The sequence below is a fragment of the Alistipes intestinihominis genome (assembly GCF_040095975.1).
GTDB classification, from domain to species: domain Bacteria; phylum Bacteroidota; class Bacteroidia; order Bacteroidales; family Rikenellaceae; genus Alistipes; species Alistipes senegalensis.
In genome coordinates this window covers 98,558-119,410 of record NZ_JBBMFL010000004.1, presented here as the reverse complement: position 1 = coordinate 119,410, position 20,853 = coordinate 98,558, and the positions used below count along the sequence as shown (strand labels likewise).

The 20,853-nt window shown below is 52.3% G+C and carries 25 protein-coding genes and 1 pseudogene; 4 read left to right on the top strand and 22 right to left on the bottom strand.

Annotated elements, in window-relative coordinates; all coding sequences use genetic code 11:
- Positions 1 to 21: 21 nt before the first annotated feature.
- Together WMO46_RS04930 and WMO46_RS04925 are read right to left on the bottom strand one after the other, a co-directional pair.
- Entirely contained in the window at positions 22 to 1,689 is a 1,668-nt protein-coding gene (locus WMO46_RS04930) for a terminase large subunit (protein WP_349093932.1), read from the bottom strand.
- 11 nt (positions 1,690 to 1,700) lie between these two features.
- Complete coding sequence (locus tag WMO46_RS04925) at positions 1,701 to 2,147, bottom strand: phage terminase small subunit P27 family (RefSeq protein WP_349093931.1); 447 nt, start codon at positions 2,145 to 2,147, stop codon at positions 1,701 to 1,703.
- A gap of 144 nt (positions 2,148 to 2,291) precedes the next feature.
- Here WMO46_RS04925 and WMO46_RS04920 point away from each other — a divergent pair, with 144 nt between their 5' ends.
- Positions 2,292 to 3,179 (top strand): Fic family protein, encoded by an 888-nt coding sequence (locus WMO46_RS04920; protein WP_349093930.1) that lies wholly within the window; start codon positions 2,292 to 2,294, stop codon positions 3,177 to 3,179.
- Between the two features lie 268 nt (positions 3,180 to 3,447).
- Here WMO46_RS04920 and WMO46_RS04915 read toward each other — a convergent pair whose 3' ends face one another.
- From WMO46_RS04915 to WMO46_RS04850, 15 genes are all read right to left on the bottom strand, one after another.
- Positions 3,448 to 4,383, bottom strand: coding sequence for a tyrosine-type recombinase/integrase (locus tag WMO46_RS04915; RefSeq protein ID WP_349093929.1), 936 nt, complete (start codon positions 4,381 to 4,383; stop codon positions 3,448 to 3,450).
- 155 nt (positions 4,384 to 4,538) lie between these two features.
- Positions 4,539 to 4,838 (bottom strand): HNH endonuclease signature motif containing protein, encoded by a 300-nt coding sequence (locus WMO46_RS04910; protein ID WP_165357791.1) that lies wholly within the window; start codon positions 4,836 to 4,838, stop codon positions 4,539 to 4,541.
- Positions 4,839 to 4,840: 2 nt separating this feature from the next.
- Entirely contained in the window at positions 4,841 to 5,116 is a 276-nt protein-coding gene (locus tag WMO46_RS04905) for a hypothetical protein (RefSeq protein ID WP_165357790.1), read from the bottom strand.
- Between the two features lie 22 nt (positions 5,117 to 5,138).
- Positions 5,139 to 5,774: a P-loop NTPase family protein gene (locus WMO46_RS04900; protein WP_129652101.1), complete on the bottom strand. Its 636-nt coding sequence runs from the start codon at positions 5,772 to 5,774 to the stop codon at positions 5,139 to 5,141.
- 70 nt (positions 5,775 to 5,844) lie between these two features.
- On the bottom strand, positions 5,845 to 6,654 hold the full coding sequence (locus tag WMO46_RS04895) for a hypothetical protein (RefSeq protein ID WP_129652100.1): 810 nt from the start codon (positions 6,652 to 6,654) through the stop codon (positions 5,845 to 5,847).
- Positions 6,651 to 6,971 (bottom strand): hypothetical protein, encoded by a 321-nt coding sequence (locus WMO46_RS04890; protein WP_129652099.1) that lies wholly within the window; start codon positions 6,969 to 6,971, stop codon positions 6,651 to 6,653. Before WMO46_RS04890 ends, WMO46_RS04895 begins: the two co-directional genes overlap by 4 nt.
- 116 nt (positions 6,972 to 7,087) lie before the next feature.
- Positions 7,088 to 7,690: an RteC domain-containing protein gene (locus WMO46_RS04885; RefSeq protein WP_165357789.1), complete on the bottom strand. Its 603-nt coding sequence runs from the start codon at positions 7,688 to 7,690 to the stop codon at positions 7,088 to 7,090.
- Positions 7,687 to 8,331, bottom strand: coding sequence for a CatB-related O-acetyltransferase (locus WMO46_RS04880; RefSeq protein ID WP_129652097.1), 645 nt, complete (start codon positions 8,329 to 8,331; stop codon positions 7,687 to 7,689). Before WMO46_RS04880 ends, WMO46_RS04885 begins: the two co-directional genes overlap by 4 nt.
- A 253-nt stretch (positions 8,332 to 8,584) precedes the next feature.
- A complete protein-coding gene (locus WMO46_RS04875; RefSeq protein WP_129652096.1) occupies positions 8,585 to 9,205 on the bottom strand; it encodes a CatA-like O-acetyltransferase, family 2 in 621 nt (206 codons plus the stop codon).
- Positions 9,206 to 9,273: 68 nt separating this feature from the next.
- Positions 9,274 to 10,110 carry a helix-turn-helix domain-containing protein gene (locus WMO46_RS04870; RefSeq protein WP_349093928.1) on the bottom strand — a complete coding sequence of 279 codons (837 nt, stop codon included), beginning with the start codon at positions 10,108 to 10,110 and terminating at the stop codon, positions 9,274 to 9,276.
- Positions 10,111 to 10,129: 19 nt separating this feature from the next.
- Entirely contained in the window at positions 10,130 to 10,912 is a 783-nt protein-coding gene (locus WMO46_RS04865) for a nucleotidyl transferase AbiEii/AbiGii toxin family protein (protein ID WP_129652094.1), read from the bottom strand.
- Positions 10,909 to 11,526 carry a type IV toxin-antitoxin system AbiEi family antitoxin domain-containing protein gene (locus WMO46_RS04860; RefSeq protein ID WP_129652093.1) on the bottom strand — a complete coding sequence of 206 codons (618 nt, stop codon included), beginning with the start codon at positions 11,524 to 11,526 and terminating at the stop codon, positions 10,909 to 10,911. Before WMO46_RS04860 ends, WMO46_RS04865 begins: the two co-directional genes overlap by 4 nt.
- A 101-nt stretch (positions 11,527 to 11,627) precedes the next feature.
- Positions 11,628 to 12,230, bottom strand: a complete 603-nt coding sequence (locus WMO46_RS04855; RefSeq protein WP_129652092.1) for an RteC domain-containing protein — start codon at positions 12,228 to 12,230, stop codon at positions 11,628 to 11,630.
- Positions 12,227 to 12,439: an HU family DNA-binding protein gene (locus WMO46_RS15600; RefSeq protein WP_129652091.1), complete on the bottom strand. Its 213-nt coding sequence runs from the start codon at positions 12,437 to 12,439 to the stop codon at positions 12,227 to 12,229. Before WMO46_RS15600 ends, WMO46_RS04855 begins: the two co-directional genes overlap by 4 nt.
- A 39-nt stretch (positions 12,440 to 12,478) precedes the next feature.
- Positions 12,479 to 13,852: an MATE family efflux transporter gene (locus WMO46_RS04850; RefSeq protein ID WP_129652090.1), complete on the bottom strand. Its 1,374-nt coding sequence runs from the start codon at positions 13,850 to 13,852 to the stop codon at positions 12,479 to 12,481.
- 190 nt (positions 13,853 to 14,042) lie between these two features.
- On the opposite strand from WMO46_RS04850, the gene WMO46_RS04845 reads away from it, so the two are divergent.
- The 3 genes from WMO46_RS04845 to WMO46_RS04835 are packed head-to-tail and all read left to right on the top strand — an operon-like array spanning position 14,043 to position 16,458.
- Positions 14,043 to 14,891: a helix-turn-helix domain-containing protein gene (locus tag WMO46_RS04845; protein ID WP_129652089.1), complete on the top strand. Its 849-nt coding sequence runs from the start codon at positions 14,043 to 14,045 to the stop codon at positions 14,889 to 14,891.
- A gap of 12 nt (positions 14,892 to 14,903) precedes the next feature.
- The gene (gene trpS / locus WMO46_RS04840; protein ID WP_129652088.1) at positions 14,904 to 15,986 is read left to right on the top strand and encodes a tryptophan--tRNA ligase; all 1,083 of its coding nucleotides are present in this window, start codon (positions 14,904 to 14,906) and stop codon (positions 15,984 to 15,986) included.
- Between the two features lies 1 nt (position 15,987).
- On the top strand, positions 15,988 to 16,458 hold the full coding sequence (locus tag WMO46_RS04835) for a prolyl-tRNA synthetase associated domain-containing protein (protein ID WP_129652087.1): 471 nt from the start codon (positions 15,988 to 15,990) through the stop codon (positions 16,456 to 16,458).
- A gap of 502 nt (positions 16,459 to 16,960) precedes the next feature.
- Here the strand turns inward: WMO46_RS04835 and WMO46_RS04830 are convergent.
- From WMO46_RS04830 to WMO46_RS04810, 5 genes and pseudogenes are all read right to left on the bottom strand, one after another.
- A complete protein-coding gene (locus WMO46_RS04830; RefSeq protein WP_019150408.1) occupies positions 16,961 to 17,542 on the bottom strand; it encodes a hypothetical protein in 582 nt (193 codons plus the stop codon).
- Positions 17,543 to 17,647: 105 nt separating this feature from the next.
- Positions 17,648 to 18,049 carry a hypothetical protein gene (locus tag WMO46_RS04825; RefSeq protein WP_129652085.1) on the bottom strand — a complete coding sequence of 134 codons (402 nt, stop codon included), beginning with the start codon at positions 18,047 to 18,049 and terminating at the stop codon, positions 17,648 to 17,650.
- 256 nt (positions 18,050 to 18,305) lie between these two features.
- Positions 18,306 to 18,600, bottom strand: a pseudogene (locus tag WMO46_RS04820) (hypothetical protein); the annotation flags it as partial.
- A complete protein-coding gene (locus WMO46_RS04815) occupies positions 18,600 to 20,129 on the bottom strand; it encodes a hypothetical protein (protein ID WP_349093927.1) in 1,530 nt (509 codons plus the stop codon). The gene WMO46_RS04815 and the pseudogene WMO46_RS04820, both read right to left, overlap by 1 nt.
- A gap of 39 nt (positions 20,130 to 20,168) precedes the next feature.
- Positions 20,169 to 20,852 carry a DUF4843 domain-containing protein gene (locus tag WMO46_RS04810; protein ID WP_302588172.1) on the bottom strand — a complete coding sequence of 228 codons (684 nt, stop codon included), beginning with the start codon at positions 20,850 to 20,852 and terminating at the stop codon, positions 20,169 to 20,171.
- Position 20,853: the final 1 nt, after the last annotated feature.

Sequence of the window (20,853 nt, the reverse complement as noted above, 5' to 3'; positions counted from 1 at the left end):
GCTACTCATATTCATATCGTGTTATAAGGTTAATAGTCCTCTGTTTTCATACGGGTTGCTCTCGTCGTCGGCCTGTGCCGTCATCCACTCTCCGAGTGCCATGATCGAGGCGACGATGCCGTCGATCTTCTGCGTCGATTTCTCCTTGTCGGGTTTGATATTGCCCGCAGGATCGGTCTTGACGAGCGTCGATGCGAGCATCCACCGCAAGACCGGATTGCCGAAGTGTTCGATCTTCCCGGTCAGCACCAGTTTCTCGAACTCCTTGGTCGGCGCCGACATCGAGCCGTAGCCCTGTCCGAAGGGGTTGCACTCCATCCCCTCGTTCTGCAAGTCGATGATCGTCTGCGAAGAGTTCCAGCGGTCGTAAGCCGAGGTCCGCAGATCGTAGTCGGCCACGATACGCAGGATATCCGCCTTGACGAAGTCGTAATCGATGACATTGCCCGGCGTAACGGTTACATAGCCCTCTGCCGCCCACTTGTCGTAGTTGATATTCTCTTTGCGGACCTTTTCCAGCATCTTCTCTTCGGGAATCCAAAAGTGCGGCAGCAACTGGAATCGGTCGTTCTCGTGGAAGAGCAGCACGTAAGCCGTAATGTCCGATACATTCGAGAGGTCCAATCTGCCCCAGCAAGCGCAGCCTTTCAAATCGGCAGGGTCGGTCGTACCGATGCACTTTTGCCAAACGTCGTCGAGTATCCATGTCCGCTCAGCATCGACCCACAGATCGACGTTCTTCGTCATCACGTTGCGGACGGCTTCGGGACGGTTCTTGGCGTCTTTCACTTGGTCGGCGAGATAGTCGGCGCTCAAACTCACGCCGAGGTTGGGATTGGCCTTGATCCACATCGTCGGGTCATCCCACTCCGATTTATCGTCGAGCGTGTAGATGATGCCGAACAACGAATCGTCCTCGTTCACGCCGCGCAGCACTTTGATGACGTTCTCCCGATAGGCATAGCAGACTCCCGACTTGTCGAAGCCCGCCGTCGTGATGATGAACATGAGCGGTTGCCGCCGTGCGCCGAAAGCCGACTTGATGACGTCGAACATTCCGCTGTCCTTGTGGGCATGGAACTCGTCGATGATACCGCAACTCGGATTCAGACCGTCGTGCGTGCCGTAATCGGACGAGAGAGGCTTCATCGTACCGCCTTTGAGTTCATAGACGATCGAGTTGCGATATGGCGTGAGGTAGTTTTTCAGGTCAGTCGCCTTGACGATCTCCACAGCATCCGAAAAACAGATTTTCGCCTGATCCTTGACCGTCGCGGCCGAGTAGACCTCCGGGCGGCTCTCGCCATCGGCGAAGAGCATATACAGCCCGATGCCGGCAGACAGTGCGGTTTTGCCGTTCTTGCAGGCGATCTCGATATAAGCGTATCGGAAGCGGCGCGTGCCGTCGGCATTCTTCCACCCGAAGATATTCCACAGCACGAACTGCTGCCACGGCTCCAGTCGGAACCGCTGTCCCGCCCACTCGCCCTTGGTATGTTTGAGTTTCTCGATGAAACGGATAGCGCGCATTGCGGCTTTCTTATCGAAGTACCATCCTTTGTCGAGCGCACGGTCGAGGTCGGCGTAGTAACGCTCGACGGCGAGGCGGACATACTCGCAGACGAGAATCTCGCCGGAGCGCACCTGCTCGGCATAAAGTTCGGCGGGATATTTCTTGACAACAGCCATATTGCGATAATCTACTTTATCTCCTCGAACTCGGCGAAATCGTCTTTCGGGGTATTATCCGAAAGCAAGGCCGCCACGCGGCTGCGACTGGCAGGCGTCAACCCGAACTCGGCAGCCAGCGCCTTGGCGTTGGCGAGTGCCGCTTCCGCGACCTTGCGCTTGGGGTTGACGATCGTCGCCGTACCGTGTTTCGTCATCGCTTCGATGGTGTATCCCTCTTTTTCGGTTTCGCGCATCATGTCGTGGTACAGCCCCATCTCGCGAGCGTAGGCGACGACCAAGTCCACACCGACGACATCGAGCAGGCATTTGTGGATCAACTCCGTCGCCACGACCTCGAACACCTTCCTCGCCGTACCTTTCAATCCGGAGCGCGGCAATGCCGCGACAGCGGTTCCGGCAGGAATGGCGTCACCGGTCATCCGGCACGGCTGGTCCGTACCCCGTAAGGATTTCAATTCATCAGGTATTTTCTTGCGTCCTTTCGTCATTTTAACATTGCATTATCCAAATAGAAATTCTATTTATAATTTGCCGATACCGGCAAATATTGCTATCTTTGGCATCGAAATCGGAATCGAACTTGCCGATAGACGGAGTTTATGGAGTATATTTCAGTAGTCGCATTCGCCGAGAAGTACAGCATTTCGGAACGCACGGCGCGGAATTATTGCGCCGAAGGTAAAATCGAGGGCGCATTCCTCACGGGAAAAACATGGAACATTCCCGCCGATGCCGCTTTGCCCGCACGCAAACGCCGCCGCTCGAAGCTGTCGCCGTTACTCGCTGCCCTGCGCGAGCAAAAGGCTATGCAGCTCAAAGGCGGCATTTACCACAAGACGCAGATCGATCTGACCTATAACTCCAACCACATCGAAGGCAGCCGACTGACGCATGACCAGACGCGCTATATCTTCGAGACGAACACTGTCGGTATCGAGGGCGAAAGCGTCCGTGTAGACGACATTATCGAGACGACGAACCACTTCCGCTGTATCGACCTCGTGATCGACCGTGCCGAGGAGCGGCTGACCGAATCGCTGATCAAGGAGCTGCACGCCCTACTCAAGTCGGGAACATCCGACAGCCGCAAGGAGTGGTTCGCCGTGGGTGCCTACAAACGTCTGCCCAACGAAGTAGGCGGCAACGAAACGACCGCACCCGAGAACGTAGGTCGGGAGATGAAAGCGTTGCTTGCCGAATACAATGCCAAGCGACAGAAATCGTTGACGGATATCCTCGATCTACACCAGCGCTTCGAGACTATCCATCCGTTTCAGGACGGCAACGGACGTGTCGGGCGGCTCATGATGTTCAAGGAGTGTCTGGCCAACGGCATCGTGCCGTTCATCATCACGGACGACCTGAAGATGTTCTACTATCGCGGTCTGCAACGCTGGCCGGAAGTTCGGGAGTATCTGACAGACACTTGCCTGACGGCGCAAGACAACTACAAGGCGGTACTCGACTATTTCAAAATCGAGTATTGATTCCGTTCGATATTTCAAAGAGCATTTTATTCTCGCTATACGGATTTTCCCGTTTCCCTCGATTCTGCACGCGCGTACAGAAGACTTGGGGCGCGATTGCTTTCCGCAGGGCACGAAGGATTTTCGACCCCTCCCCGTCTTCGGTCGGGAGCGTACCTCGATCACGCAACTCTTTGATACCCACTATCGGGTTTCAGCGAGTTACGTAAAATCGCAATGTTTTGTCCGTTAAACATATAGCGTAATTCATTAATTCACTGTACTTCAATCATCGGTGCGGTTTGCCGCCGCTGTTCAATATCGCATCGCCTATGGTCATCGACGGCGAGTGATGGAGCAGTCGTCGCTGCTGCGCCATCTCGATATAGATGCGCGTGGTCTTCGTATCGGAGTGTCCCATCATATCCTTGATCGTCTCGATGTCTATGCCCTGTTCGACCATCAGCGCCCCGAACGTATGACGGAGCGAATGTGCCGAGATCTTCGGATGCGAGATGCCGATGCGGGCGAGGCGTTGTTTGATGATCCGCCCGATCGTCTGTCGCACAAGCCGGTTGTCGCATTGCGCCTTATGGGATACGAAGAGCGGAGTGTCGCTGTCGAAGTCCCTATCGGCGATATACTCCTCCAGCCACGCGACCGTGTCGGGATGCAGCACGACGATCTCGTTCTTGTCCGTGCGCCCCTTGCGCTGGATGCGGAGGATCGGTTGCCCCTCGCACTCGGCGAAGTCGCCGATGTCGATACGCTCCGCCTCGCATGTGCGAAGCCCGTTGAAGAGCATCAGCGAAATCATCAGTCGGTCGCGGCGTCCGATGGCGGTCGAGGTATCGATGCTGTCCAACAGCCGGAACGCCTGCTCCGCCGTCAGCGGCAGTTTGCTGTGCTCCGTATGGCGTTTGCTGCTGCGGATCCCGGCAGCGATATTGTCGTAGTAGCCCTGTCGCTCGCAAAAGCCGTAAAACAGCTTGAGGATCGTAACGAGGCTGTTCACGGTATAGACGCTCTTGCCTTCGGCTTGCAGCTGCTGTTTGTACTCCAGAACGTGCCGACGCTCCGGCGAACGGGTATCGACATCGTGCGCCGACAGCCACCGGAACCACAGCGCGATTTTGCGCCGGTAGTCCCGCTTGGTGGCGGGGAGTATGTCGCACTCCGAAATCCATTCGGAGATGATTTCATTCAGGTTAAGGGTCGTTCGCATAGTCGTCAGGTCTATGATAAAAATGCAGGCGATACGAAAAGATTTTTTCCAACAGCCAATCTCTCCCATATTCGATTTACAATATCGATTCAAGGTCTTCGTACCGCCTGCTCGCTTTACATCATAGGCATTCGTTTTAGAGGTTCGACATCGTGTTATCTTCGCTCCCGAGCGCTCTTGCGGTTGTGGCAGGAGTTGCAGAGGGATTGCAGGTTCTGCAAGTCGAGCGGCGCCCCGCCCCGATTGATCGGGACGATGTGGTCGACTATCTGCGCCGGAGTATGCCGGTCGTGTTTCAGGCACTCCTCGCACAGCGGTTGCTGTTCCAATTTGACGAGGCGCAGTTTCCGCCATGCGGCGGAACGGTAGAACTCCGTGTTGGCGTGGCGGCGTCCCGACTGCGGCTTATGCTCCGGCAGCCACGGACGGCGGACGGTACGTTTGAGGTGCGGCATCGTCAGAAGATGATTTCGGGGTTCAACGGCAGGTCGTGATCCTCGGTCTCGAAGCCGACGATGCGGATGATCTTCGCATCGGGATAGCGTTCGCGAAGCTCGCGAGCGGAGATGCCGTACTTGGCGAAGTCGGCGGTATAGGCTGCCGGACCGTACTGTTCCGTATTCCGGCGGAGGTTTTCGATTTCGACCTCCGTCCATTTCTCCATCTCGCCATTATGGGTCACATACTTGCGGCGGCCGTCTTCCAAATGATGAATGATTCGTTGCAGTTTCATATCGTGTTCTGTTTTTCGATTATCAGCGCAGGCTCTCGCCTTCGAACCTCACCGGACGGCACAAGCGCGTCAATCGGTCGAAAGTCCGCTCTCCGTAACGGCGAAGCAGTTGTTCACGGGTGAGGTTCGTCGAGATGAACAATGGCCGCAGATAGCGTTCGGCAGCGTTGATGACGCGGTTGAAACCCTCGTACTTCTCGCCGTAGTCATTCACGAGCGGCTCGACACCCAACTCGTCGATAATTGGATAGGCCGTGCGGGTCAGGTAGTCGAGGTTCGTCGTATGCACATCGTATCCGGCGGTCCGCAGGGCGAGGTCGTAAGGCTTGGAGAGTTCGTCGGCGTGAATGGCGACCGTCATCCGCTCCTTCATCGCCAGCAGCACGGGAACGACGCCCGTAAGAATGATGCTCTTGCCGCGTCCGCAATCGCCGTAGAGCAGCAGTCCGCGCCCTTCGGTCGAGGTCATCCAGTCGATGATCCCGGCATACTCGGGCAGGTGGCGGTAGCGCACGATCGAGGTATCGACCCTCCGGAAGATTTCGCAGAACAGACCCTCGCAATAGTCCTTGTCGCCCCACGAGAGGTTGTGCGGCGAACGGACGACGAGGCGTTTGTCTGCGACCATGCGGTCGATAAGCGATGCGATGCGGTTCATACGGTGTGTCGTTTTGTCGTGTGAAAATAGTTTCGTCGGTATTTGCGCAAAGAGGTCATTGTCCCACATTTTATTTGCGGTCGAGTTTTTCCAACAACCGTCGGGTTCGTTCGTCGGTCGCAGGATGGATGATCTGTCCGGGATGCTGTCCTCGCGCAGGCTGTGCCGGTTGCAACGGGAACAGCCCCGCCCAGTTGTTAGCGATGCTGCGGTCGATGATGGCGGCAGCAACCGTCGGATCCTCGCCCGAAAGGCTGCGCAGCAGCGACAGGCATTTCCTCGCTCCCGACTCGCTGCGATAACTCTCGCGACGAGTACGCTTGTACTCCAGCCATACAGTCATCGGCTCTCGCCACGCCGGATCGAGCGTCGAGAGGAACTGCGCTCGGTTCAAACGCGGCATTTTTCTCTTTTTCGCGCAACTTTTTCTCTCTTCGCCCGCCGAACGCCCTTTTTCTTTTTTGCTTGTTTTTTCTTTTTCAGAAAAATCTCTGTTCAGTCTATGTACGGTTGCAGACAGCGTCGCACCTTGCAACGCTTCGGACGGATTCGTGTCGGATTGCGTTGCAGTCAGCGCAGTACGTTGCGACGCAAACAGCCACTCGAACGAATGCAGCCGATAAAGCGCACTCCGATTGCCACCCCGCTCCTCCACGGAGATAATACCTCTATCCGCCAAAACCTTACGCATCCGCCAGACGGTCGATCGGTCGAGTTTCGTGCGGCTCTGCAATACGGAGAACGATACTGCGAATTCGTCGCGCCAGCCGCAGCGGTTCGCCGTGAACATCAAGGCATACCACAATACGATGGCATTGGACGGCAGCTGTTCGGTTTCGAGCCACTCGTTGAAGAGTTTTACCTCCGCAAGGTAGTTCATCGTCGTCCGAATCTGCCTAATACCCGTTGCAATTCGCTTTGGCGCGGCTCCGCCGGTCGTGCAACCAGCCCCATATGCACGAGCAGGTCGATTTTGGGGATTCGGATTCCTCCGTTGGCATGGACCTTTCGGATGCCGTATCGCCGGCAATCCCGATCCAATTGCCGCAGCGACTTGCCGATCAGATCGGCAGCCTCCTGACGGGTCATCAGAATCGTTTCGGCCGACTTGTCGTCCATCGTCTTCAACTCTTCGACCCGCTGTTGCAGCGAGAAGATGCAACCCTGCATATCTTCGATGATAGCGTCTAATTTCATAATCTTTCCGTTTCGATTTCCGTGGACAAAGTTCCGAATAGTCGAAAAATAAAATGCGGGCAGTACCCGCATTACTACCCGCAAGAATATTTCTATTCGCCTGCTATTCAATATGTCTATTTCGCGCTCTTTTCGATCAGAGCATCGATCAGCCGTTCCAAAAAATCCGTACTCTTCGTCTTGCGGTTCAACACCTCCTCGCGGATTTTATAGGCATTCGGCAAGGAAACATTGAGCGTCTTTTCGGCGAATGCCACCAACACCGAAAACGGAGCGTATTTGCCCACGGCATTCAAAATCGGACCGAGATACTCCAAAGCGGAGAGCAGCTCTACCAAATCCCGCTTCGTGAACTCCGAACTCCAAAACAAATCCGGAATATCGTTTTTGCGGGGCGGCTGAAACAACGACGGATGCACGACCCGTTCATTCAACAAGCACAATTCCGATTCGACGATTCGTTTGGCTGCTGCGATATAACGGGAGGCAGATACCTCGCCAACGTTCGATTTAACCCGTGTACGCGACGGATACAACATTTCCAGTCGTACTTGCGTATGCGTCAAAATCCGAAAAAGCAGTTTATAATCGGTCGTATTGTCGCAGACTTCGATGACCGTGCGGAGAAAATCGTCGTAGGCCGATTCCAATTCTTCTCGACGACAAGGACGAAGCGTGAATAATAAGTTTATGAAAGGCGTGTCGATTAACGGATTCATAAATATCTGCGAATATCCGACGAACAACATGCATCCGGTCCCCCATTCGTGATATGCGGAATATTTCCCCGTATTTTATCGATCGGCCAATCCCACCATCGCAATTGCAGCAAGCGGTCGATCGTATCCGCATCGAACCGCTTACGGATCTCGCGTGCAGGTACTCCGCCGACGATCGTATAAGCCGGAACATCTTTCGTTACAACTGCCCGTGCTCCGATGATCGCGCCGTCGCCGATATGAACGCCGGACAAGATGACCGCCTCGAATCCGATCCAGACGTCGTTGCCGATGACGATGTCGCCCTTATCGTCCCAAGCCGACGCGACATCGGCCCGATCCAGTCCCCACTCCTCGTAAAAGAGCGGGAAGGTATAGGTGGACAACGACCGCAGCGAGTGATTGGCGCAGTTGAACAGGAATTTCGCGCCGCAGGCAATCGAACAAAACTTGCCGATAACGAGCCGTTCGCGATGGACCGGATAGTGATACAACACGTTATTCCGCTCGAAATCGCATGGATCGTTCACGAGATCGTTGTAAATCGTATAGTCGCCGACCTCGATCGACGGATCGCGGACTACAGAATTCAGATAAACCGTTTGCAGGTCCCCGGTACGGGGATATATTTTTGTCATCATTTGTATTATCGATATAGTAATGCAACCCCTCGCAAGGGTTGCGATCTTGTTGTTCGAATAATCGATTGAAAATTCCGGGAGATAGGAGCATAATGAATCTATGCCGAAGAGAGACTCCCCGACACACCCGGAGCAGGATAGTTATATGCAGCGTTGCCACTTCATAGTAATACAAAATTACATGAAAAAAATCGAAATTCAAAAACTCCGCTTCGATTTTATGATCGCCCTCCGCTGCCCTGCATTTACTCGGTTATACGGTCAACGTATCGATCTCCTTTTGCAAAGCGTCGAGGAAGCGCGCCGCATGGGCGCCGTCCATCTGGGTGTGGTGGAACTGGAAAGAGACCGTAAGCGTAGTCTTCAGCCAACGGCGCCGGCATTTGCCCCAAATCATGAACGGATTGTTGAATACGCCGCTGTACATGCCTACGGCACCATCGATCTCATACTGCGCCAACGCCGAAGTGCCGATAACCATGCAGTCGGGCAGATCGTGGTTCGTACACGATTCGGCCACCTGCCGTGTAAGTCGCAGATAGTCGTCGTTGAACCGTTGCAGATCGTCCGAAAAGGGAATGTCGCATGAGCTGACCTCACCCCGTCGGTCGGCGACGATAGTATTGACCGCGATCGTATCGTACCGTATTAACTTGTCGCCGACAGGCAACATATAAAACTCCTTGATGCCGCTTGCAGCACGGCCGATGCACCAGCACATCAGCATGTTGAACTTCGATCCTTTCCGGCGCGAAATCCGGACCAGACGCGACACATCGAGCGTCCGGAAAAACGTCACCATCGGCATGGGCGCCTGCATCCACATCTCGAAGGCATAGGCGCGGGTCGTCTCTTTCGGATTTACTTCTTTCATACTTTTGTTCTTGAATCAGACAACAAAAGTAGCGGAAGCATTCTGCAAGAAATAGAATGAAAGGGACATTATGCAGGGTCGGTAAATAAATCCGAATAGGGATACGCCGATTTCGATAAGGATACGGGAGTATGTCCGGTGAATCGTTTGAATTCCCGGATGAAATGCGACTGATCCGCATAGCCGCTCGATAGTGCGATCTGCGCATAGTTCCTATCGTCTTGCCGATGCTGCATATACCACAGTGCTTTATGGAACCGGACGATACCGGCGTATGCTTTCGGAGTTATACCGACGAACGAATCGAATATCCGTTCGAATTGCTTTTTGCCGAGACAGGCATCCGAAGCCAACTCTGCAACCGAGGTCCGTGGCTCGGCGAATATCCGTTTTACGGTCGCATCGATTCTTCGGAGATTCGTCTCCGCGCTACCGTATCGACCGTCCCGGCAGATCGTTGCTGCAAGCTGCGACAATAACCAATGTTCGATGAGACCGACACAGAGCGCATCGTCGCTGCAGTCGAAAATTCGCTCCGCCAATTCGTGCAGACTTCGATTTTCGAGGTCGTACCCCGGAACCTCCCGATTGTAAAGCAGCGAAACGGGCAGGTGCAAGAATACGCCCATCGACTGGGGACAGAATACGACCACGATCATCTCGGTGTCGCCGTCGGTACAGAGCCGAGCGGGAAAATCGACCTGACCGCTTACGGTCAGCCTGGCTTGCTCGACGTCGAGTTCGGGAATATAGAGCGGTGTCCGCTTGTGAAAGATGATCTGCGGACAACCGACCGGAACGGTCAGAACACTCATCGGCCGATGGCTTCGGAATGCCCAATAGTACCTGATATAAGGCTGTAACACCTTACACGGCTTGTAGAACTGAAATCCCTCCCGGTGCATACGACGGATACTTTTTCGGTCAGATGCTCTCCATGAATTCACCGAACCGCAGTATTTTGTCCGCATTCCTCCGGTCGAACAGCAGGTGCTCGAAGTCGCGCTTCTTGACATTCAGATCGGTCGTTTCGAGCATCTTCCGCACGGCCGTTTTCAACTCTTCGGACGAGCCGATTCCGCAGCGGGCTTTCAGGAAATCGAAATCGGGAGCGGTTCTGCTCAAGAGAAACATCGCATCGTAGAAATCGCGTCCCTTGCCGCGCGCGAGCAATGCGGCGAGTTTCATAGCACAGAGTACGCCGTCGGGCGGCACGGGCAAAGGAAAGAAGAAGCCGCACACCTTTACGTTGGCGATCGTCGGCGTATAGGCTATACCTTGATCTTGCGTTTCGATTTTTATTAAAAATCGTTCGTCTCGATGTCCGGTCAGTTCGAGATCGAACAGCAGTTGCGGAAAATGGATGTTGCGCCGAAACGCGGTCAATTTCGGATTTTCCCGATCCTTCGCTTCGACCGCGAGTCCGCTGCGATGCAAGAAAGTCAGCACTTCGTCGGTCATCCGCATGAACTCCTCCTTGTCCATCTCCTTGCAGTCGAAATCCAAGTCTTCGGAGAAACGGTCGATACCTTTGATGAGCCGCAGGTTCGTACCGCCGATAAAGGCCATCTTACGCATGTAGGGCGTCGAGGAGAGAAAATCCAGAATCATAGACTGGAGATACTCCTTGAGCATGTGTTTGTCGAAAAGCGCATTTTCGCGCATCTGCGGAGGAAAGTATCCCCGCACGAAATCCATATCGATCATAATTCGTAAATTTTCATCAGCACAGCCGTCCGCTTTTCGAGAGCCTTGCTCCGGAACCGACCGAGATATTCGCCGAACCGTTCCCGATCCAGCTCCTCCTGCATATAATCTTCATCGAGCCGCAGCTGTTCCAATTCCTCTTCCTTGTCGTAAAACGGATACAGATAGAGCAAATCGAGCAACGCCTTCTCCGGCGTTGCGAAAAGGAGCGTTCGCCCGTCGGCTATCGAACGAGGTTCGTAGCCGAACATCAATTCGTTCTTGATACTTTTATAGGAGTATTCGCCGAATGGATTGCGGAAGGTCGCTGTTTTGAGCGTCGATACGCTCGTTATCTGCACGACCGCCTCCGGAATCAATCCGTAGAACGATAGAGCCGTATGCAGACTGATATAAGAGGGTCGGTAGATCCGATTGGCGATATATTGCGCGAAATCCGGTCGTCGGAGATATTCCGGAAAAGCGAAATACTCCTGCCGCAGCCGGACGAGCAATCCCTTCTTGATCCATCTTGTCAGATTATTGCGATCGAAATCGGGCTGCCACGCATACACCTGTCGTATGCTGAAGCATCCCAAATCGAATAACTGCGTTCTGAACTCCAGATAAGTCATTTGCTATTTTATTTCTTTAATGCTGCAAATATAGTGCATTTCAGAAATAAAAACAAATTATCAACAGAGTCCCACCTGTCATCTTAATCGGGCTGGATCATTTATTTCGTGCTCTTTTCGATCAGAGCATCGATCAGCCGTTCCAAAAAATCCGTACTCTTCGTCTTGCGATTCAAAACCTCCTCGCGGATTTTATAGGCATTCGGCAAGGAAACATTGAGCGTCTTTTCGGCGAATGCCACCAACACCGAAAACGGAGCGTATTTACCCACGGCATTCAAAATCGGACCGAGATACTCCAAAGCGGAGAGCAGCTCTACCAAATCCCGCTTCGTGAACTCCGAACTCCAAAACAAATCCGGAATATCGTTTTTACGGGGCGGCTGAAACAACGACGGATGCATGACCCGTTCATTCAAAAGACTCAACTCCGATTCGACGATTCGTTTAGCTGCTGCGATATAACGGGAGGCTGATACCTCGCCAGCGCCCGATTTAACCCGTGTCCGCGACGGATACAACATCTCCAGTCGTACTTGCGTATGCGTCAAGATCCGAAAAAGCAGTTTATAATCGGTCGTATTGTCGCAGACTTCGATGACCGTGCGGAGAAAATCGTCGTAGGCCGATTCGACCTCTGCACGGTCAAAAGAATCGGAAACCGATAACAATCGGAATAATTTTGAGTCGACCAGTGCATTCATGCGTTGACAAAAAGACACGACAGAGATTTCCTAATTATCATGCCTTTCATAACAAAAGAACCGAATCCGGACCATTTCACAGGTTCGCCTGTCGCAAATGTACGCTTGGTTATCTCGACGGCTTCGTCGAGTACCAAAGCGATTTTATCCTGCGACATGGGCGGAGTGACTTCCCGGGATATGGCACGTATCAGTTCTTTTTTGTTCATGGTCTTTAATATTACGGGCGTGCGATTGATAATAAAAATCTACGAGTTCTCATATTGTCGCTTATTTTTGATTCTAAAAAGGAAATAGACGCTGAATAAGAATGTGGCGGCTTCGGAAGTCGGCATGGCGAGCCAGATGCCGGAAGTTCCCAAGCACTTCGGTAAAATCAGAAAAGCCGGAACAAGCAGAGCGAAACCCCTAAGAGACATCAATACGAGCGCCGGTCCCATTATTTCAAGACTTTGAAAATATCCGATGATACAGACATTGAGAATGAAAAAGACAATGCCTGCCGCAAAATAAGGGAATCCCTCGATAGCTATCGGGGCAGCCGCATCGCCTTTGCCGACAAAGAAATGGACGAGCATATCGGGCATAAACACGAATACGAGCGTCAACAATAAACTTGCGATAAAAGCGGCAATGAATAACAGACGCTTGATTTGTGCTACACGGTCATACGCCTTGCGGCTGTTGTTATAACTGATAATCGGTTGTGCCGACTGGATGATTGCATTCGAAATCATAAAAATAAAAGGCGTATAGTAACAAGCGATACCGAATGCTCCGACACCGTTGTCTCCGAGATAGCGCATGAAAACATAGTTGCCCACGAATGCCAGAACAGCAAGCATCAGTTCTCCTAACAGCGATGCCGAACCGATTTTGCACTGATATACGATACTTCGGAGGATACATTCGAAAGAACTCCGGCGTAACGATGCCCATGCGAAGCGTAATTGTTTGGCATAAAAAAGAATGTAAATTGCCGCAATCAGCCCGCCGGTAACAATGGCAACACAAGTCGAAACGGCCACTCCCTGCAATCCTTTTTCCCATACATAAATCATCATATAGTCGCCTCCGAGTGTCAAGATGGCCGTGATGATATTACACCACATGGCCACCTTCGGCGCTCCGTCCAAACGAATGATAAAAAGTCCGATGGCACTCCACATCTGGAATACGAAACACGGCATGACCAATGCGAGATAATCCCTTACGAGCGGCAGCAGATGCTCGGAAGCTCCGAAAAGACGGGCGGTGGCGGCCGGGAAACACATTACCGCAACGGATACGGCGATAGTGATCGCGCTGGCAAACGAGAAAGCGACCGCAACGTGGAGTTTGGCAGCATTCGCATCGGAATTTGCTAACATAGACGAAGCCACGACCGAACATCCGGCTCCGAACATCAGTCCCAGTCCGGAAAAAACCATCCATAAAGGCACGGTAATGTTGACGGCGGCAAGACCGTCGCTTCCGACTCCATGCCCGATAAACGCTCCGTTTATCGCTGTAACGGCAGCCATACTCAACAAGCCGAGAAGAGTAGGGAAAAACAACCTGAAGAACAACGACGTTACGTTATCTCTTCCCAAATCCATTGTTTTCGATTCGTTTTTATCCATAATTCCTTTTTTTAGCGGGCAAAGGTAGAAAATGGTCTGTGCCGACGGATTGCATTTTATTTCCATGTCTGGTGTTTTTCGGGACAGATATATCCCGCACGTTCATTTTATTTCGGTGTCGGGTACTTTTCGGGAATCGTAGCGTTTCGTGCGGAAGAATTCGATAACTTTGCCGTAAAAGAACTCGAATATGGTCAATTCAATATCGGATACCGGCAATTTCTCGGAAACGTGCTCGCTCGACATTTCCGACATGAAAGCGTATTGCGGCAAGCGGTTCTTCATAAAAGGGTGCGCCATATTGTTTGTCAAGAGCGGTTGCGCAAAGTGTAAAATCAACTATCAGCTCTATTCGATGCGCAAAGGATATCTGGGAGTCATGTTCTATGACGACATCGTCATGTTCGAGCAGATGTCCGCACAATTCGAATGTATAGTGATCACGCTTCCCTATAATCTCATCGAAGAACCTATCTATAAAGTCACGACGAGCCGGTTATGGAATTTTATTTATAATTCTCCCGTATTCCCGTTAAACGACAGGCAATTGCTCCAAATCCGCACATGGTGGCAACAAATAACGTGGGTCATGAATCATGTTATCGAAAGTTACAAACTCGAAGTTTTGAAAAACTGCGTCCACAACTTGTTGATGGTGATAGATTCCGAACTCCAGATTGCAGGAAACGATTCGTTCTTGAAAGAAGACAATCGGTCGAGGATGCTGGCTTCCAACCTCCTTGAACTTGTTGCCAAATATCACCTCGACCATCGGGACGTCGCATTCTATGCCGATAAACTTTGCATATCGACATCCTATCTGTATAAGGTGACGTTCAAAGTGCTGAACGAATCGCCCAAAAATCTGATAGACCGACAGGTCCTGACGGCAATAAAAAACTATCTGTCCAATACGGATTGGACGGATAAAAACATAGCGACACGACTGCACTTCAAAGATCCGTCGTATATGTGCCGTTTTTTCCGACGGATGGAGGGCATTTCACCGCAGGAATTCCGCAATAAAATGAATCAATAATCTATTTCAATCATGGATAAAATTATACTTACCGGCGACCGTCCGACCGGCCGTCTTCATCTCGGACACTATGTCGGCTCGTTGAAACGCCGTGTCGAACTCCAAAATTCGGGAGGCTTCGATAAAATCTACATCATGATCGCCGATGCGCAGGCATTGACCGACAATGCCGACAATCCGGAGAAAGTACGTCAAAACATCATTCAGGTAGCGCTCGATTATCTTGCTTGCGGTATCGACCCGACCCGAAGCACGATTTTCATACAATCGCAGGTGCCTGAACTGTGCGAGTTGTCATTCTACTACATGAATCTCGTAACGGTGTCGCGCCTGCAAAGGAATCCTACGGTCAAAACCGAAATCAAGATGCGCAACTTCGAGGCGAATATTCCAGTAGGGTTCTTTACTTATCCGATCAGTCAGGCTGCCGATATTACGGCATTCAACGCTACGACTGTTCCAGCCGGAGAAGATCAGGAACCGATGATCGAACAGGCACGCGAAATCGTCCGACGTTTCAACGCCACCTACGGCGATACGCTCGTAGAACCGGAAATACTGCTCCCCGACAATTCGGCCTGCCTGCGTCTGCCCGGCACCGACGGCAAGGCCAAGATGAGCAAGTCACTCGGCAACTGCATCTATCTTTCCGATTCGGAGAGCGATATAAGCAAACGTGTCAAAACGATGTTTACCGACCCGGATCATCTGCGGGTAACCGACCCCGGAAAAGTCGAGGGAAACACTGTATTTACCTATCTCGATGCCTTTTGCCGTCCGCAGCATTTTATGCAATACCTGCCGGAATACGGTTCTCTCGAAGAACTCAAGGCACACTATCGACGCGGGGGATTGGGTGATGTAAAAGTCAAAAAATTCCTCGACGCGATTCTTCAGGAGGAACTGGCTCCGATACGCAGTCGTCGCAAAGAATACGAACAGGATATTCCGGCCGTATTCAGCATGCTCCGTCAGGGTAGCGAGACGGCTCGCACCGTGGCTGCCGAGACGCTCGACAAAGTACGCCATTCCATGCGCATCGACTATTTCAACGATATGGATTTACTTACAGCCGAGTATGGGAAAAACGAGTGATATGATCGTCGCCAAACTCGAAGAGTTGGGAATAGCCTGTCGCAAATCGGTTCATGAACCGATTTATACGGTGGAGGCAGGGTTGGAGATTGCCGGCAAACTGGACGCCATGCCCTGCAAGTGCTTGTTGTTGCGCTCCCGCAAAAAGGAATACTACATGGTATTGCTTCCTGGCAACAAGCGTCTGTCGTCCAAAGAACTCTCGGAATGTATCGGCTGTTCTCATCTGTCGTTCGCATCGGAAAAAGAATTGGACGAGCTTCTTCATGCGAAACCGGGAGCCGTCAGCCCTCTCGGATTGCTATTCGACACGAATAACCAAATACAACTGCTGATAGATAAGGAGGTGGCAGAGTCGGATTATTTCGTCTGCCACCCCAACGACAACACGTGCAGCTTGCGGATAAAAACAAGCGATATGCTCGAAACATATCTGCCGGCAATCGGTAAAAAATATCTATCGATCATATGACGAATACCGCTTTTTACAACCGTAAAATTTGAGACATTTTTAGGTTATAAATTTGGATACTCTGTAAAGATAGGTTACATTTGAACCGTGAAAGTTCTTTGAAGGACGGGCATTCGCGGACGTCGATTTTCGAGCGTCGAAACGGCATAACCACGTTGTGACCCGAAACTGCAAAAGCAAGCGTAACCTACTGATAAACGGCGCGTTTCGTCGGAGGATTAAAATCCCCTACGCACCGCAAGGAAGATTGAAAATCAATCTTTTATAAAATAGACACCCAATTTTACATCCGAAAATGTGAAATTGGGTGTTGGTTTTGTATTTTTCATATCTGAATACATACACAAAGCAAAGATCGCAGATTTATATGTAGTTTGCGTTCGTCAGATCGGATGTTTGCTGTCGGCTTCCTTCAATATTTCATTTCACAATGAACACCTTGTCATGGGTCCGGGTAAGTCCTAATATATAATATTGATATCATTATCGAGAAGATAGGATTTTATTCATCCTTATCCATCCGTGGCCAGAGTCTCTTGTAATAATATCGTCCGGTCTGCATACGATGAACAATATCGACCGCAGGTATCACGCTTCCCACCTCAAGATATTTTTCATTCTTAAATAGTGGGCTATGGACATGAAGGTCATAACCATCGTATGAAAAGGCTTCATTTTCAACATACGAAAAGTCAGCATCTCCAATACGCCAAATGCGCCATCTTTTTTGCGGCGAAATATGTAAACGGATTGGGATATTAGTCATATCATCACTACACCAATTCATAAACCAGACATCAATAACCGGTTCTTCAAAGGGAACTTTACCTACTTTTGTCCATTTCTCCAAGCGAATACCCCAACTCAGTACCGTATGCGCATAGAATTCAACCTCCCCCTGCACCACATCGGTCAGTTTGGGCTCTTGATCAGTCGGATAAGTGCGTTCGAAAACTCTTATAACGCTGCTGTTCAATTGTAACATATCATTGGCAATGTATTGGAAATATTTCTTTTCATGCGGGCTGATCTGCACACAGAACACATTCCCGATCTTGGTGACAATACGTTTCGGTTTTTCCATAAAACAACTAATTTTAGCATTCTCTAAAGGGAGCAACACTTTCGGCGTCCCATATCTGGTACAAAATTAACCTGATCCCGATTTGACGGGGCAATCGAGTGAACTTTATTCAATTTCAATTCCGGCCGCATAAGGCTTTTTGCTGTACAGACAGGCCTTCGGCAGCTGCGGATTGCGGGGCGTGACATAGAAGCGGTCGCCGTCGATGGCCAGCCCGGCCGTAATCCGGTTGGACGGGTTCACAGCACAAGTCAGGCGGAACTGCGGCGGCATGATCTCCATCGACCATCTCTTATCGAAACGATGCCGGTAGACCAGCATCGGGAATACGGGCCACGGCGAGGTCGTGTTGATCAGTCCGATCATCCCGATGCCGAACGACGAAGCCTCGTCTGCGCCGACGCTCACGGTCACGGCCGAAACTCCTTCGGACAACTCTTGCGCACAGAGGGCGGGCGGACAGGCGCATATCATGGCAAGGCATAAGGTCCCTATACTCCGTTTCATCATACGCATTCGATTATTCCGACCATAAAGATAGTGCAAAAATCAGATAAACGTGATTGGATATAAAGAATCATCCAACATAACAAAGGAAACGACCTCTTTTCAGCGGATCGGCACACATTAGCTTCGCGCCCCCAAAAAAGAGATTTATGCAGAGCTTGTTCGCATCATCATGGAATCGGCATTAGTTCTGGCATCCCCGCCGGATGTGCAGACGGCCAACAACGCGTTCCACGGCAGCAGCATATCGGGGCGGCGAAAGGAAAATCGGCTTCTCTTCGACGCGGGCATAGTCGCGCAGGCACTCCACGAACAGACGCCGATAGCCAGGACCGAGCCCCATCGAAAAGTCGTCGAGCACCAGCAGGCCGGCGTTCCGGGACAAAGTAAGCGCCCCGGATGTCGATGGTCGTGATCTTGCCCGTGCTGTCCCTACCCAAAAGTTCGAGGCCCCGTGCGGGCGGGACCTCGAAACTCGGGTTTTCATAAATCAGCCGTTCGCCGTAACGGTGGATCAGCTTCCGGCATTCGATGACAGGATCGGGCCTGATCAGCGGAAGAGTTTTCTCAACGCCGACTGCCCGCTTTCGGGAATCGACTCGTATTCCTTGCCGTTACCCTTGTAGATCAACTGTTTGACCGAGCCGCCGGCCCGATGGCCTTCGAAGAGTTTTTCGGCCGAGGTGTTGTCCGACACGTCGTAGACAAACACCGAGGCTTTCATCTCGCCCGCCTCGCTGAGATTATCCGCGGCGATATAGACCGTGTTGGCATCGAAAGGGTTGAAAACGATCTGCTTCACGTCGAAATCGCCGCCCAGCGAGATATAGGGCGAAGCATCGAAATTGCCGCCGTCGTAGTTGAGCCGGTAGATGTCGCCCCCGCGCGAGTAATAGAGCATCGGTTTGACAGGGTTGACACCCGTGGCCGAGGTCGGCAGGATATGCCCCGTGGCATCTATCTCGCTGAGTTTCTCCTCGGTATCGGCAATACCGACCGATGTCGCAAAACGAAACACCTTCACGCTGCTGCCGTTCGAGCCCACCAGCATCACATGTCCCGGATCGTAACGCTGATTGTAATACATGCCGTCGCAGGCCATCAGGTTCATCGGTTCTACATCGCAGACCGTGCTGCCCTCCTCCACTTCGAGACCGAACACGGCCGATACATAGAGCAGCTTTTTGGTGCTGTTGTTGAAATAGACGCGCACGCGGTCGTCGTATTCGGTTATCAGCGAGCAGGTATGATCGGCGATCTGCGCCCCGTCGGGCAGTTTTTCGTCCTCTTCGGGCAGTACGAACGTTTTCTCTCCGGTCATGATGTAATCGCGCCCTCCGCCGACGAAGTAGAGCGCTCCCTGCCACAAGACCTCCTGCACGCCCAGCGGACAAAGAATGCGGTTGGGATGGAATTCGCCCGCTCCGTCGTAAACGATCGTATTCTTGACCTCCAGCGTGTTCGAATCGAGCGTGTAGACCGTGGTCGGATCGCCCGTGCCGATCACCACTTCGTAATCTTCGTCGGTCAGCGACGCCGCATTCGGCGAGGTGATGCCTTCGCCCTTCCAGCAGAGCGCCAGCGGAGTCTTTCCCAGCGAGAGCGTGGGATTATTATCCTTGAACGCCGAGGGGCTGACCGGGGTCTCCATCACGTCGAGACGCTTGAACGAGAGCATCGAACCCTCGGAAGTCTCGCTCAGCAGCAACAGTCCCCGGTCGTAGGGCGAGGAGACGCGGAGCGTGAATTCGACGATCTTGGCGCCCGTCGAACTGGAGGCTTTGAAATAGCCCTTGAAATCGCCCAGCTCGCTGCACTTGTACGAAAGAGCCTTTTCGGTTCCGACAACTTTGTAATCAATGTTCCACTCGTAGGTCACGCCCTGTTCGTTGTCGTTCGAAAGCGACACGTCGGGCGTTATTTCGAGGTATTCGTGCTGGCCCTTGGCATAGCTCGGCTCGATGCCCGCCACGGATTCGACATCGGGCGGAACGACTTTTTCTTCGGGATCGTCGCTGCAAGATACGGAGACAAAGCCCGCAAAGGCTGCGATCAGAAACAGGAGAGAGATTTTTTTCATGGTGCAAATTATTTGAGTTAGACATTCGGTTCGATATGATCAGACGGGCCATGCGACATCGGGAAAGAGGACCCCGTATTCGGGATTCTCGTCGAAATACGCCTTCACCTGCCTGAAAACGCGCAGGATGCCGTATCGGTTCTCCGCAATGTCCTTGTCGGTGATCGGCCGGCCGTAGAGTTCTATGAATTTCTGGTATTTGCGGACATTGTACTCTCCGAGCCACTTGGAGAGTTCATTCCACCAGCCGGGACAGTCGAGCCGGTTGGTGAAGCAGACCTTGACGGCCCGGTTTTCAGCCACGCCCAACCGGAAATCCCCGGTCTCGGCCAGTTGCAGCCGCACGGCATAGACCGTTTCGTCGTCGAGATTCAGGCGGTGGACATGCACCGGAACGCCTGCCGAAGAGGCGTTCGCCGGCAGCGTATACAACTCCCGGAGGGCGTCGTAATGATCGCCCTGGCGGGCCGTCGTATGCTCCGCATCGAGCGCGATGCGGTACTCCCGGTCGTATTCACACGGAGAGCCGACGATCTCGACCCCGACGATCAAGGTGGTGTCGGTCACCGAAAAGGGCTCCGCACCGAAAGAGAAGTAGAGCGAATCGGCGGTAAAATTGATCCTGTCGTCGCCCGAATAGGGAAAACTCTCCTTGTAGCCGCAGGCCGCCGCAAGCAGCGCCGCGGCAGCGAAAAAGAGTCGGATCGTGCGGGTTGTCTTCATC